The sequence below is a fragment of the Bartonella japonica genome (assembly GCF_040545385.1).
GTDB classification, from domain to species: Bacteria; Pseudomonadota; Alphaproteobacteria; order Rhizobiales; family Rhizobiaceae; genus Bartonella; species Bartonella japonica.
This window is the reverse complement of record NZ_JBEPLT010000009.1, coordinates 1-14,361: the sequence shown is the minus strand read 5'-3', so window position 1 is coordinate 14,361 and position 14,361 is coordinate 1. Positions and strand designations below refer to the sequence as shown.

At 35.4% G+C, this 14,361-nt stretch carries 9 protein-coding genes and 1 pseudogene; 3 read left to right on the top strand and 7 right to left on the bottom strand.

Annotation, left to right across the window (positions count from 1 at the left end; all coding sequences use genetic code 11):
- Positions 1–3: 3 nt before the first annotated feature.
- Positions 4–147, bottom strand: a complete 144-nt coding sequence (locus ABID39_RS04940; protein ID WP_354186636.1) for a hypothetical protein — start codon at positions 145–147, stop codon at positions 4–6.
- A gap of 215 nt (positions 148–362) precedes the next feature.
- Here ABID39_RS04940 and ABID39_RS04935 point away from each other — a divergent pair, with 215 nt between their 5' ends.
- Positions 363–1,106, top strand: a complete 744-nt coding sequence (locus tag ABID39_RS04935) for a 16S rRNA (uracil(1498)-N(3))-methyltransferase (protein WP_354186634.1) — start codon at positions 363–365, stop codon at positions 1,104–1,106.
- Between the two features lie 68 nt (positions 1,107–1,174).
- Complete coding sequence (locus tag ABID39_RS04930) at positions 1,175–2,551, top strand: glutamate--cysteine ligase (protein WP_354186632.1); 1,377 nt, start codon at positions 1,175–1,177, stop codon at positions 2,549–2,551.
- A 352-nt stretch (positions 2,552–2,903) separates the two neighbouring features.
- Here ABID39_RS04930 and ABID39_RS04925 read toward each other — a convergent pair whose 3' ends face one another.
- From ABID39_RS04925 to carA, 5 genes and pseudogenes are all read right to left on the bottom strand, one after another.
- Positions 2,904–3,113: a cold-shock protein gene (locus tag ABID39_RS04925; protein ID WP_354186630.1), complete on the bottom strand. Its 210-nt coding sequence runs from the start codon at positions 3,111–3,113 to the stop codon at positions 2,904–2,906.
- 260 nt (positions 3,114–3,373) lie between these two features.
- Positions 3,374–6,859: a carbamoyl-phosphate synthase large subunit gene (carB, locus tag ABID39_RS04920; RefSeq protein WP_354186628.1), complete on the bottom strand. Its 3,486-nt coding sequence runs from the start codon at positions 6,857–6,859 to the stop codon at positions 3,374–3,376.
- A 605-nt stretch (positions 6,860–7,464) separates the two neighbouring features.
- On the bottom strand, positions 7,465–8,304 hold the full coding sequence (locus ABID39_RS04915) for a DUF1460 domain-containing protein (RefSeq protein ID WP_354186734.1): 840 nt from the start codon (positions 8,302–8,304) through the stop codon (positions 7,465–7,467).
- A 538-nt stretch (positions 8,305–8,842) separates the two neighbouring features.
- Positions 8,843–9,564: pseudogene (locus ABID39_RS04910) on the bottom strand (carbamoyl phosphate synthase preATP-grasp domain-containing protein); the annotation flags it as partial.
- A 659-nt stretch (positions 9,565–10,223) separates the two neighbouring features.
- On the bottom strand, positions 10,224–11,423 hold the full coding sequence (carA, locus tag ABID39_RS04905) for a glutamine-hydrolyzing carbamoyl-phosphate synthase small subunit (protein ID WP_354186626.1): 1,200 nt from the start codon (positions 11,421–11,423) through the stop codon (positions 10,224–10,226).
- A 278-nt stretch (positions 11,424–11,701) separates the two neighbouring features.
- Here carA and ABID39_RS04900 point away from each other — a divergent pair, with 278 nt between their 5' ends.
- Complete coding sequence (locus ABID39_RS04900) at positions 11,702–12,106, top strand: GatB/YqeY domain-containing protein (protein WP_354186624.1); 405 nt, start codon at positions 11,702–11,704, stop codon at positions 12,104–12,106.
- 1,053 nt (positions 12,107–13,159) lie between these two features.
- Here the strand turns inward: ABID39_RS04900 and ubiC are convergent.
- Complete coding sequence (gene ubiC / locus ABID39_RS04895) at positions 13,160–13,684, bottom strand: chorismate lyase (protein ID WP_354186732.1); 525 nt, start codon at positions 13,682–13,684, stop codon at positions 13,160–13,162.
- Positions 13,685–14,361: the final 677 nt, after the last annotated feature.

Genomic DNA, 14,361 nt, shown 5'->3' with positions numbered 1-14,361 from the left:
CTTTTATTGAATCTCAGAAGAAATGCCGTAGCCATCCGTGATAGTTGTGTGCTTTCCATCTGCAACAACGGAACCGATGCCTAAGGTAATAAGAATAAAGGCTAGGAATGTGGTAATGGTAATGAGTGTTGCTTTTTTAGCAGACATATTTTCTCTCTAAATCATGTAATTAAATACTAAATGCAAGGGTGCATGGTATATTATTATAGAATTAAAGATAGAATCATTTAGAATTCTATTTGTTCCCACTATTATTTCATAAAACTAAAAAATTCTATAGTTTTATAGATATATTTTTTTCTTTTTGTTATATATTTCTCTTCATTTTTTAGGTGATTATATCTGAATTTGGTACGATTTTTATGCGTATAAATTACAAACTTAAAAGACTTTTTATTCTACAGCCACTTGCTTTGAATGAAGAAATAAAAATAGAGGGAGCGCAAGCTTCTTATCTTATACGTGTTTTGCGTATGCAGGAAGGAGCTGAAATTTTACTTTTTAATGGACAGGATGGTGAGTGGCTTGCTAAACTTATCACTGTTGGAAAAAAGTTTGTTGTGGTTCGGCTTATCCATCAAGAAAGATTACAAACAGCGCATTCGAGTCTTATTTATTGTTTTGCTCCACTCAAAAATGCGCGTTTGGATTATATGGTGCAGAAAGCTGTAGAAATGGGGGCGTCTGTTTTGCAGCCTGTTGTAACGCATCACACACAGGTTACGCGTATTAATATGGCGCGGATGGAGGCTAATGTCATTGAAGCTTCTGAGCAGTGTGGTATTTTATCTTTGCCTGAGTGCTTACCCGCTGTGTCGTTGTCAGAACTTTTATCGCATTGGGATGAAACACAGCCTTTATTCTTTTGTGATGAAACGCATAAATCGCATAATTTATTGTCTCTTTTAAAAAGGCGTGAAGTGACGAGACTAGGTGTCCTTATTGGACCAGAAGGTGGGTTTAGTAGAGAGGAGCAGCAGTTTTTAAAAAAACACTCTTTTGTAATTCCGATATCGTTAGGTCCGCGTGTTTTACGCGCTGACACTGCAGCTGTTGCTGCTTTGGCTCTTCTTAATGCTACTTTAGGGGATTGGTCAACGGATTGAGTAAACTATAGAATCATTTTACAGGATTTGTTTAAAATGATGGAACTGATGATGGGATAAAGTAAGTTATGGCACTTGATATAACTGATGAAAGTGAAATTTATAACTTAGATTCCTTGGTGAGTTATTTCCAAGGGGGGTGTAAAACAGAAAATGATTGGCGTATCGGTACAGAACATGAGAAATTTCCGTTCTATATAGCTGATTTTAGTCCTGTTCCCTATGAGGGCACAAGGGGAATTCGCGTTCTTTTAGAAGGAATGCAAAGAGCTTTGGGATGGAAACCTATTTTAGATGAAGGGAATATTATTGGGCTCGTAGGGTCATCAGTGGGGCAAGGGGCTATTTCTCTGGAACCTGGAGGACAATTTGAATTATCTGGTGCACCGTTAAAAACAATTGGTCATACTTATTGTGAAGTAATGGAGCATTTAGCTCTTCTCAAAAAAATTTCAGAGCCATTGGGGATTGGTTTTTTTGGTATGGGTGCTAGTCCGAAGTGGTCATTGGTTGAAACACCGCGAATGCCTAAATCACGTTATCAAATTATGGCTGATTATATGCCAAAAGTTGGTCGTAGTGGCCTTGATATGATGTATCGCACCTCAACAATTCAGGTTAATTTGGATTTTTCATCTGAATCTGACATGCGGCGAAAAATGCAAGTATCAATGAAATTACAATCTATTGCAACAGCATTATTTGCTAGCTCCCCTTTTACAGATGGGAGTCCAAATGGCTTTTTATCTTGGCGTTCTGAAATTTGGTGTGATACTGATAATCAAAGAACTGGGGTTCTTCCCTTTGTATTTTCAGATCGTTTTGGTTTTGCAGATTATGTTGAATGGGCACTTGACATACCAATGTATTTCGTTGTGCGTGACGGACGTTATTATGATTGTACACATATAACTTTTCGTCAGTTTATGAATGGGGCATTAAAAGAAAAAATTGCAAATTCAGTACCAAATATGGGAGATTGGATTAATCATTTATCAACTTTATTTCCCGAAGTACGTTTAAAACGGTTTTTAGAAATGAGAGGTGCGGATTGTGGATCTTGGAGACGTATCTGTGCCTTATCCGCTTTTTGGGTCGGACTTCTCTATGATAGTGAAGCTCTTAATGATGCAGAGGCTTTGACTAAAGATTGGTGTTTTGAAGAAGTTTGGGATATGCGCAAACGGGTTCCTAAAGAAGGATTAAGAACACCTTTTCGTCAGACTATCATTTTAGAAATAGCTCGTCAGGTTGTTGCTATTTCACGCAAGGGTTTAAAAAATCGTCAGCAATATGATGCAAATGGTTGTGATGAGACAAATTTCCTTGTTCCCATAGAAGAGGTGATTGCAATGGGACAAACCGACGCTGATAAATTTTTGTCTTTTTATTATTCCATTTGGCGTGAAGCTATAGAACCCGTATTTTTAGAATGTTCCTACTGAGTTGGGAAATACGAAAAATGTATTGCAATTCTTAAAAAATGCATAGCGTTGTATTATAAATTTAGAAAGACATTTTACTTTTTTCAAAACGCCATCTCTTAAGATTATCACGCATAAGGGGTAGTAATATAAGCTTATTAGGTGGCTGCCATTTTGATGCTTATGATCTTATTATTGTTTTTTGAAATTTTGGAGAAAAAATCTGAAGGATTTAAAGAGAAGGGGAGGAATATCTTGATTATTGCGTAAATAAAAGAGTTCATAATTTGCTTTATAAAAGTAAATCACGCTCATAAAAAATAAATCTTCATCTGTTAAGACAAAGATTTATAACTGTTGTAGAATTTAAAGATCAAAGTGTAGAAAGATTGCTTGCAGCAAATTTTCCGGAACGACGGTCTTGTAGAACGTCATAAGAAACTTTTTGTCCTTCATTAAGGTGGTTTAAACCTGAACGCTCAACAGCGGAAATGTGCACAAATACATCGGCACTTCCATCGCTAGGTTGAATAAATCCGAAACCTTTTGTTGTGTTAAACCACTTAACTGTTCCTGTAGACATAGAAGACTCCTTAAAATAGGATAATTATATATTATATAGTGTACTGAATGCGCAAAGCCCTCAATACAATTTGAAATCGAAATTAGGTGGGAGAAGTTTCGTTGAAAGTGCAGATTGCACAGGAAAGAAAGTCACATAACCGAAAGTCCGATAATTTTCATATAAAGAAGTTTTGGGTAAAAAGCAAGTCTTAATCGATATTTTTATACAAAGAAAATACAGAATATAAGGAAAACATGCTTTGTATCATAGCAAGAAAATCACGTAAAATAGCTTTGCAGTGAGCGTACTTCAAGATGATTGTTTTTAAGTGCTTTGATAGCTTCTACGACAGCTTCCGCTCCGGCCATTGTTGTATAATAAGGGACTTTTTGCATCAGTGCGGCATGACGTAGTGATTTGGAGTCTGAGATAGCGCTGGCAGTGCTGGTCGTATTGAAAATCAATTGAATTTGTCGATTACGAATAGCATCTTCAATATGGGGATGTCCTTCTAGCACTTTGTTAATTTTTTTTGCTTCAATATTATGTTCGGTAAGAAATTTTTGTGTTCCACTTGTTGCTAAAATAGAAAAACCAAGCTCAGTTAAAATTCTTACGGGATTTAAGATACGTTTTTTATCTTCATCTCTCACAGAAACAAATAAAGTTCCTTCTTTGGGAAGTTCAACACCGGCTCCAAGTTGGGATTTAGCAAAAGCAAGGGAAAATTCATAATCAAGTCCCATAACCTCACCAGTTGAACGCATTTCTGGACCAAGAAGCGTATCGACACCTGAAAAACGTGCAAAAGGAAAAACAGCTTCTTTAACAGCAATATGTTGTTTTTTCTGGATTGAGACTAATCCACCATAAGCTTCAAGAACTTGGTGGAGAGTTTCTCCTGTCATAATACGTGCTGCCATTTTTGCAATGGGGCGGCCAATTGTTTTGGCAACAAACGGGATAGTCCGTGAAGCTCGGGGATTTACTTCTAAGACATAAATTGTACCATCTTTAATAGCATATTGTACATTCATTAAGCCACAAACGTGAAGTGCGTGAGCTAATGCTTTGGTTTGACGTTCTAATTCAGTGACTGTTTCATGGGAGAGTGTATGGACTGGTAAAGAACAGGCTGAATCACCAGAGTGGATACCTGCTTCTTCAATATGTTCCATAATGCCAACAACCAGTGTTTCTTCACCGTCACATAGACAATCAACATCAACTTCGATCGCTTCCGTCAGATAGGTATCAAATAAAAGTGGATTTTTACCAAGTAATATATTGATTTGTCCCGTTTTGTCATTGGGATAACGGGCTTTGATGTCTTCTGAAACCAGTTCAGGAACACTCTCAAACAAATAATTTTGCAAACTACGCTCGTCGCGAATGATTTCCATAGCACGCCCTCCTAAAACATAGGAAGGGCGTACAACTAATGGGAAGCCTAGTTCATGGGCAATGAGGCGCGCTTGTTCGACCGAATGAGCAATACCATTCTTAGGTTGTGTTAAGTTAAGCTTGAACAGCAATTTTTGAAAGCGATCTCTATCTTCCGCTAAATCGATAGCGTCGGGTGAAGTACCTAAAATGGGGATCTTGTGTTTTTCTAGAGCGCTTGCCAATTTTAGGGGTGTTTGTCCACCAAATTGGACAATGACGCCAATTAATTCGCCTTTTTCCTGTTCTGTTTCTAAAATAGCGATAACATCTTCAGTGGTTAAAGATTCAAAATAAAGACGATCAGAGGTATCGTAATCGGTTGAGACGGTTTCAGGATTACAGTTAATCATAATAGCTTCAAAGCCTGCATCACGGAGAGCAAAAGCAGCGTGGCAGCAACAATAGTCAAATTCAATGCCTTGCCCGATACGGTTTGGACCCCCGCCTAAAATAGCAATTTTCTTACGCTCAGAAACTTGCGCTTCCGAGCATTCTACGCCAGCAAAGGGAACTTCGTAGGTTGAATACATATAGGCTGTAGGTGAAGAAAATTCCGCAGCACAAGTATCAATCCGTTTGAAAACATGCTTCACATTAAGAGATTTGCGCAAAGCAGAAATATCATCTGGCTCTTGTCCTGTAAGTGTGGCTAAACGCGCATCTGAAAAGCCCATGGCTTTTAACATACGGAAATTATCTGCGTTTTGGGGAAGACCATTGGTACGGATGCGCTGTTCCATTTCAATGATAGAGGCTATTTGTTTCAAAAACCATGGATCAATTTTGCTGATTTGATGAATTTCATTTAAGGATAAACCTGCACGCATTGCTTGGGCTATGTAGCGCAGACGATCAGGGCTTGGTATTGCAATAGCAGAGCGTATAGAGCTTTTTTCATCACCTTCAGCATGTTCAGGGATCGTAATTTCATCAAGACCAGTAAGACCTGTTTCAAGTCCACGAAGCGCTTTTTGCAGAGATTCTTGAAAAGTGCGCCCAATTGCCATAACTTCTCCCACCGATTTCATCGCAGTTGTTAAGACAGGAGATGAATCAGGAAATTTTTCGAAGGCAAAACGAGGAATTTTGGTAACAATATAGTCAATAGAAGGCTCAAATGATGCTGGTGTTGCACCACCCGTGATATCATTTTTTAATTCATCAAGCGTATAGCCAACTGCCAATTTAGCAGCTACTTTGGCAATGGGAAAACCCGTTGCTTTTGAGGCAAGCGCTGAAGATCGAGAAACACGCGGATTCATTTCAATAACAATGAGGCGGCCATTTTCAGGATTGACTGCAAACTGTACATTGGATCCACCAGTTTCGACACCAATTTCACGCAAGACAGCAATGGAAGCATTGCGCATCCGTTGATATTCTTTATCAGTTAAAGTGAGAGCAGGGGCTACAGTAATGGAATCACCGGTATGGATTCCCATCGGATCAATGTTTTCAATAGAACAAACAATGATACAGTTGTCGTTCTTATCGCGAACAACTTCCATTTCATATTCTTTCCATCCCAAAACACTTTCTTCAATTAAAACTTCTGTTGTCGGTGAAGCTTCAAGACCACGTTCAATAATTTCATAAAATTCAGAGCGGTTGTAAGCAATTCCACCACCTGTTCCACCAAGTGTAAATGAAGGGCGGATGATCGCTGGGAGCCCAACAACATCAAGAGCTTGAACTGCTTTTGCTGTTGCATGGGCTATATAGTGTTGTTTGCGATCAGATTCTGTGTGCCGCCAATTACGCTCAAGCTCTTCCAATGCTTGGTCAAGTGCATTACCGGAAAGCTTTGCTGTAAGTTCGTCGCGCATTTTTGCGTGCTGTCGGCGATTTTCTTCTTTAAGCTCTGTTGCATTGGCTAACATAGAGCGTGGTGTTTCCAAACCAATTTTTGCCATTGCTTTGCGAAATAAAGCACGATCTTCAGCTTTATCAATTGCATCGGCATTAGCACCTATCATTTCAACATTATAACGGTCCAAAACACCCATACGTTTTAAGGATAAAGTTGTATTGAGTGCTGTTTGTCCTCCCATAGTGGGCAACAGGGCATCAGGGCGCTCATGAGCGATAATTTGTGCAACTATTTCGGGAGTAATCGGCTCAATATAAGTTGCATCGGCTAAATCTGGATCTGTCATAATAGTCGCGGGATTGGAATTAACCAAAATGACGCGATAACCTTCCTCTTTTAATGCCTTACATGCTTGTGTACCTGAATAGTCAAATTCACATGCCTGTCCAATAACAATAGGTCCTGCTCCAATGATAAGAATAGATTTTATATCTGTGCGTTTAGGCATGATTTTTCCTTATAATGAATATTCGTGTGCGATGGTTGCAGACAGCATAAATTTTGAGGCTAAAGTAGTTTTATAGGTTAAGTGACAAAGAAAGTAAGCACTAAAATGCCTTTTCCATGTTTTTTTTCTCATAGAGTGGAAGCTAAATATCTTCTTTGGGGATGTGAAAATATGATCTTTAATAAAATAATAATTCATAGCATATTTTAAATATTCAAGTATATTATTTGATAAATAAAGGATAAGTTGTTATTTGTATAACAGTAAAACTTTGAATGATAAAATATAATACTAATAATTTTTATCATTATTAATATTTCTATTATTATAAATTTCTAAATTATAATTACTTATATTTTATTGTTTAAATAAGTTCGATGATATATTAAAAGTAAAATAATATAAAAATCATGAACATAATTTTCAATTTTATGATAAGTAATAAGTACGATATTTTATTAGTATATGAATCCAGATAAAAATAATTGTTCTATTGTTAAAAGTATAAATAAATATATTATAGATATATAGATTACACGAATTTAATATTTAGCTTAATAATTTCAGTATATATGGCAATATGGGGGCATTTACCCCCATATAGATTATTGGAGGGCTCTTAAAACAATAATTCCTGGTGTTTTCGCGATATAATCCATAAAAGGAGAGTCGACGACTTTTTCATTTTCTTTTCGTGAAGAAGCATTCCGGAACATTGGACCATTCTCTGTCATGATAAAAAAACCTACATGGGTTACATCTAACCCAGCCAATTTAGTATAAATACCAATGAAATCACCAGTTTGTAAATGATTTATAACTTCTTCGTTAATAAATTTACTAGGAATATATGTTATATTGCGTTTAACAACTGGTAGTCCGGGAAGATAGTTTCCGCCATCGGCTTTTTTATTGAGATATTTTTCAGTGTTTACTGCGTTAGGGCTTATTTGAGCGGTAATGTCAGTAGCGATTTTATATTCTCTATAAGCCCAGTCAGTGAAAAAATGCTTCCGATTCAAAAAACTAACGTTACCATCAACATAACGCGTCCGTATGACGTTATTTATGAATTCTGTTTGTGATGTTGATTGCGATAATGCTGCAACATAGTCCAGATAAGTGAAACAATCTAAACCTCTAAAATCAATAATTAGTTCTTCTGGTGTATTTTCTGAGCCATGTAACATATTTGCTTGGTAAGGTGTCTCTAAAAAATCTTTAGAAAGTAAATCAATCATTTTTCCTCTCTCATTGTGATCAGCTTTCGAGCGTTTTTCAAGAAGGGTATTCAGTTTATTTACAGTGTATGGATCTAGGTTTACTTTAGTTGTTTGTTGTATCTCCGTTTTATTTTCTGGAATATCCTTGTTCTTATCAGAATTCTGAACGTCACATCCTGCGGCCAACGCGGAGAGTAAAATTAATTGAAATATTTTTCGCATTTTATACACCATTTTTGAATTAATAGCTTGCCGGTTAATCGTCATTAAAGGTAGTATTTCACCTATGCTGATTAGATTGGCGTTGAGTTAATGATAGCATATTATGAAGCATAACCTAAATAGATATTTTTACAACTTTTAATATTATACAAATTACACATGGGATGTATATTTCTAATATTATAAGAATAAAAATTATTTTATATATTTTTATTAGAAAAATACTTTAAAATACTAACAATTATTTAAATAAAAATGCTTATTTTATATGAGATCATATTTTATACAATAAAATATGATTTATTTTTACGTGAAATATTTTAACTGTATTCATTTGAGTTTATAGTATGTTGATATAAAAAGATAAAATATTATTTTAAAAGGAATTTTATAGTTATTATTTTGATACCAAATTTTTGATGAGTTTTTGAAGATAATAATATTAAAGGTAAGAAGATATATATCATAACACTAATCATGGTATTCTCAAAATAGTTAAATGCATTCCATGTTTATTGAATTTTTGTTTACGGTTTATTTCCAAGGGGTAGAAAATAAGTTTATAAAATTCAGAAGAGTTGTAAGAAATTCCACCACCTAATTACCAAGTGTGAATGAAGGAAGGGTAATCATTGTGAATCCAACAATATCAAGAACCTGAATCATTTTTGCAGTGGCATATGCAATATAAATATGTACAATATAATGTTACTGATGATCAGTCTTTATGTTTCGCCAATTACGCTCAAGCATCTTCCGATGTTTGGTCAAATGTATTCCCTCAGAGAGTTTTGCGTTAAGTTCGTCACGTATTTTTGCATGTAGTCAGCGATTTTCTTCTTTAAGCTCTAGTTACATTGGTTAACATGGAATGCGGTGTTTCCAAACCGATTTTTTCCGTAGCCTTGTGAAAGAGGGCACTATGTTCAGTTGTTATCGATAGTATCGGTATTGGCTACTTATCATTTCAACATGATAGCGGTCTAAATGCTCATACGCTTTAATGACAAAGCAGTGCAGTATTGAGTTCTGTTTGTTTTTTCATAGTTGGTAAAAGAGCATTGGGACATTTGCGGAAAATAATTTGTGCAATGACTTTAGGGGTGATAGGTTTAATATAAAGCCATATCAGCTAAATATGGATCTGTCATAATGGTGTCAGAGTTAGAATTAACCAAAATAATTCGATAATCTTCTTCTTTTAATGTTTTACAAGATTGTATACTTGAAATAGCAAAATTCATGTTTTTGATTAATAATAGGTCCCGCATCTAATGATTAAGAATAGATTTTATACTGTATATGTTTTGACAATGATTTTTCTCTATAATGAATATTCGTGTGGATTTTGTTGCAGACAGTATTAAGCTTTGAGGATAAAATAATTTATAGGTTAAGTTACGAAAAAAGTAAGTATTAAAATGTTTTTTACATATTTATTTGTAATTTAATAGGCAGATAGTTCTTAGAGAATAAATAATTTTTATTATAAAAAAAACCGTTATATAAAAATGGCTTTCATATATATTATAGGAAGCAACATAGATAAGAGCATGCTTGTTTTTATTTCTCGTTATTTTAAGGTTTTTTACTACATTTCTTCTTTAGATCTTCTGCAGGGTAGTATAGTCTTTACAAGATATTTGATTCAACCAGTATATTGGGGTGTTCAAAATTAAATGCTTCTTGCAGTTCATTTATTGTAACAATATTGATCGTGAAAGAAAGTTTCAGGATACCACTTGGCGTTCTGTAATAGATCATTAATTGATTGTGCAATGCAAAAAGCAAATGATACTTGTATCTCTAAGTAGATTGCACTTTTCGTGATGTGAATTTTTGTGGTATTAACAAAGCAACATGTTTGCTTGAAAAAAAACAAGTATAATCTGAAGGAGAGAATCCAAAAGAGCAGCACTTTAGTTAAACTGTTTTTTGTAATCCACTATAAGATCGCAGAAATGTTGAAAGAGGTAGTGGCTGTCTTGTGGTCCAGGAGAAGACTCAGGGTGATGTTGAACAGAAAAAACGGGTTTTCCAATCATCCGAATGCCACAGTTTGAACCATCAAAAAGGGAAATATGGGTTTCTTGGACATGCTGTGGTAAAGATGTTGTTTCTACAGCAAAGCCATGGTTCATTGATACAATATCAACTTTTCCGGTGCTAAGGTCTTTAACAGGATGATTGGCACCGTGGTGTCCTTGATGCATTTTTATGGTTTTTGCACCAAGAGCAAGAGCGAGAAGTTGATGACCAAGGCATATACCGAAAAGTGGTAGATTATGGTCAATCAATGTTTTGATTGTTGGAACAGCGTATTCACCTGTAGCTGTTGGATCACCTGGTCCATTAGAAAGAAAAACACCATCAGGATTCATTGCCAGAATTTCTTCTGCATTCGTGTGTGCAGGTACGATAGTGATGCGTGCATTTTGGGCAGCCAGAAGACGAAGAATATTACGTTTAATACCATAATCAATCACAACAATATGAAGATTATGCACATCGTTTGTACCATATCCTTCATTCCATACCCAAGGCTTTTCATTCCATTGCTTTAATGATTGAGATGTCACATCTTTCGCAAGGTCAAGGTTAACGAGACCAGACCATTTTTGTGCTCGTTTTTTTAAAGCGGGAATATCAAAATGCCCATCAGGGTTGTGGGCGATGACAGCATTTTGTGCACCTTTTTCACGAATAAGAATGGTGAGTGCACGTGTATCAATATTACAAAGTGCAATAATTTTGCGTGCTTCAAGCCATTGATTAAGATTTTTATTTGCACGGTAGTTAGAGGGATGCGTAATATCTGCTTTGAAAATAGCACCAACCGCACCATGACAGTTGAGGGGAGTAAGATCCTCAATATCTTCGTTGTTTGTTCCTACATTTCCTATGTGAGGAAAAGTGAAGTTAATGATTTGTTGCGTATATGATGGATCTGTGAGGATTTCTTCATAGCCGGTTATAGCGGTATTGAAACACACCTCAGCTTCAGCAATGCCAGTAGCACCTGCACCTTTACCTTCAATAACTATGCCATCGGCTAGTATTAAGAGGGCTGTAGGCTTTTTTACACTCCAAGAATCGCAAGATGGGATAATTTGTGTCATAGTATGCACCTACAATTTATTATCTGAAGGGTATCGTTATTATCTGAAAGGATAATACCAACGTTACACAAAAAGCACAACCATAACAGAGGTTCTGTATATTGTTCTTGCAATGTTTCGCTTGGGACAGGAAGTATAGTATATTCTACGAAGAGGTAAAGTCCTGTTTTTAGATTTTCTGAGACTTTGTATGCTCATTATTTTTTTTACTATGCATTGCAAGATATATAAAGGTTGGCTAAAAGCTGCTTTTCCATTTGAATAAATTGGGTAAATTCATGTTACGTGAGCAGATTGATAGGGCACTTGAAGTTGCTTTGAAAGCACAAGATAGTACACGTCTTGCTACACTTCGTTTAATGAGTGCTGCAGTGAAAGATCGTGATAGTTTTCAAAGTGGTGACGAAAAACGAGAAGTGAATGGTAAGCAGATCCAGTTTGTCTTTACACAAATGCTTCAACAGCGTGAGAAGGCAATGCATATTTATAAAGAATCTGGTTGCTTGGAGTTAGTAGAAAAAGGGCAAGTGGAAATGGAAATCATTCGTGAATTTCTTCCCTATCAGCTTGATGAAGTGCAGGTTGAACAGGCGCTTTTGGAAGCCTTAGCACAAACAAAGGCTGAAAAATTACGTGATGTCGGTAAAGTTATGGCATGGCTTAAGGAACGTTATGCAGGATAAATGAACTTTTCTAAAGTATGCAAGAGCCTCCGTGAAAAATTAGAATGAGTCATAAGATGTAAAAAGCATTTTTTATAACAAGGAACTCATCAAGTTTTTCAAGAACATAGAGATAAGCGGATAAGCAATGCTTATTTCATTTATCATAAGGGAATGTTTTGTCGCCAACTAGACTAGGGTTTTCTTCTACTTATGGAGAAAGAATCTATCTCTTTCTGTGTGATTATTTTACACTTCTTCAAAGTGTTTGCTTCATTTTGGAAGGACTACGGGTATGTCACCTTTTATAAAAATCTACTGTCTGCAATCTAGGAAGTCTTTTCGAGAAAATAAGGTAGTAAAAAAATCGCTCTCATATAAATTGCGAATTTTACCGGATATATTTAATTATTTAGATATTCTAAAATACTTCTTATTATTAACTGTCGTATTTTAAAGTTCTTCATTTAAATAGAGCTAATTTTGTTAATATTACACACAACAATACTATTAAAGACGATTTTTTATTATGTTTTAATAACTCTTCTAAGAGAAGAGGGATCTTTTATTCCTTTTTCAAAAGTAAAATTTTTGAATTGAGAGGATTCAAAAAGAACTTTGAAAAGAATTTTAGAACGTTATGCTGTTGAGATAGATTTGAGGATTTTATGTTTTTATCTTTTAAAAAATATAAAAATCAATAAACTTCTTTTAATAGCAACATATTGGTTTATAATGATAATTTACTGTTTTGTATATTGAATGAGAGTTCTGAATATTGTAAGTTTTACTCATTCAAATCTGTTTATATTCAATCAATCAAAATCATTCGCTTTCATGCCACAAGCGGAGTTGGTGTGTGTGCAAAATCACTTTAAAAAGGACTAAAAATATCTCTTATGAACTGTCTTAATGCAAGGTTGTCGGCAATACCATGAGCTGGCAAATATGCTGCTGTTGGATTATACATTCATAAGTGGAAAGTGATGGTGTCAATGGTTTTTAGCTATACTACTCACGGGTGCTGTGTCGCGACATGGAGAAGGAGAGTATTCTCTATTTATGTGGGGGTATTTATGTGGGGTTTATTGCGTAAATTGGTGAAGCTGTTAAAAACAGTTCGGTTAATAATAAAGGCTTATCTGTTAATCGTAAACGAGAACGGCGTGCCCATAATGCACCTCGTTGGCCAATATGAATGTAATCACGGGTTAGTTTACCGCTGTTAAATAAATAATGTCCCAGTGGAACATTACCCAACTGCATGATTGCTTGATTGTGTTCGAGTAGGGTTTCTTCTGGGATTACAGTGCGTCCAAGAAGCCAAGGCTGGTTATCTCCTATTAATACAACTTCACGTAGCCAATAACGTGCACTGTTGGATAAATGCTCGGCTTCTCCTTGTTCTTGCAATTTATCACGCGTAATAAAACATTCACGTTGTGGTTCGACGCGTAGGCAGGTGCAGTGTTTCTTCAATCGAAGAGTCATTGAACCCAACTCCATAAGCCAATCGCGGATGTTTTCTGGTACTGAAAGATTTTGGTCAGATAGCCAGTTCAGAGGCGGTAAGATGGAATCGTTGGGATCAGACATTATTTCACTCCCCATCTAAAACCGTATTTTCTATGCTAGGTGATATAAACAGATACTTCCATTGTAATACAGAAATACAGAGGCAGCAAGGTTTTAAGCGAAAAGATGTAAAGAAGAAATCTTAAAAAGGAAATATGTAAAAAGACATTATAGATTGCATCTTCCTGAAGGTAAAAATCTCTTATGATCTAAGAGAAAGACTAACATACAGCGCATTTTTAATTTTTAAGATAAAGACAAAGGGGGAATATTGAGTATTTTCAAACATATTTGTCATGAATATGAAAAAGGGATGAAGCACTTATTCTTTTTGAGAAGTGAACAAGAAAAGACAAGTATAAAAATATTCTATTGAACGCTTTAGAAAATAAAGGGTATTTAACCTAGTGGAATTGAGATACAAAGTTGAGGATATTATCTTTCACCAAAAAAAATTTATACGATTGAGAAAATTGTTCAAATAAAGTCGATAATAAGTTAAAAATGAGTTACAAAGATCCCTTATAATGAAAGCTCAAATCCCTATAATAAAAGCTCAAAATGATAGAATATGTGCTGGTTTTATATCCTCTAGTACCTCAAAGAGAATTCAACACATTGATTTATATAGATAATTTGTCGTTATTCATATTGAATTAGACCTCCGAATATAGTAAGATTTTCTCATCACAAACCCTCTC

Excerpts from the sequence above, each read along its gene's own strand:
- ABID39_RS04900 (WP_354186624.1), top strand. The coding sequence starts at position 11,702 with ATGTTACGTGAGCAGATTGATAGGGCACTTGAAGTTGCTTTGAAAGCA.
- carB (WP_354186628.1), bottom strand. The coding sequence starts at position 6,859 with ATGCCTAAACGCACAGATATAAAATCTATTCTTATCATTGGAGCAGGA.
- ABID39_RS04930 (WP_354186632.1), top strand. The coding sequence starts at position 1,175 with ATGGCACTTGATATAACTGATGAAAGTGAAATTTATAACTTAGATTCC.
- ABID39_RS04925 (WP_354186630.1), bottom strand. The coding sequence starts at position 3,113 with ATGTCTACAGGAACAGTTAAGTGGTTTAACACAACAAAAGGTTTCGGA.
- ABID39_RS04935 (WP_354186634.1), top strand. The coding sequence starts at position 363 with ATGCGTATAAATTACAAACTTAAAAGACTTTTTATTCTACAGCCACTT.
- carA (WP_354186626.1), bottom strand. The coding sequence starts at position 11,423 with ATGACACAAATTATCCCATCTTGCGATTCTTGGAGTGTAAAAAAGCCT.
- ABID39_RS04940 (WP_354186636.1), bottom strand. The coding sequence starts at position 147 with ATGTCTGCTAAAAAAGCAACACTCATTACCATTACCACATTCCTAGCC.
- ABID39_RS04915 (WP_354186734.1), bottom strand. The coding sequence starts at position 8,304 with ATGCGAAAAATATTTCAATTAATTTTACTCTCCGCGTTGGCCGCAGGA.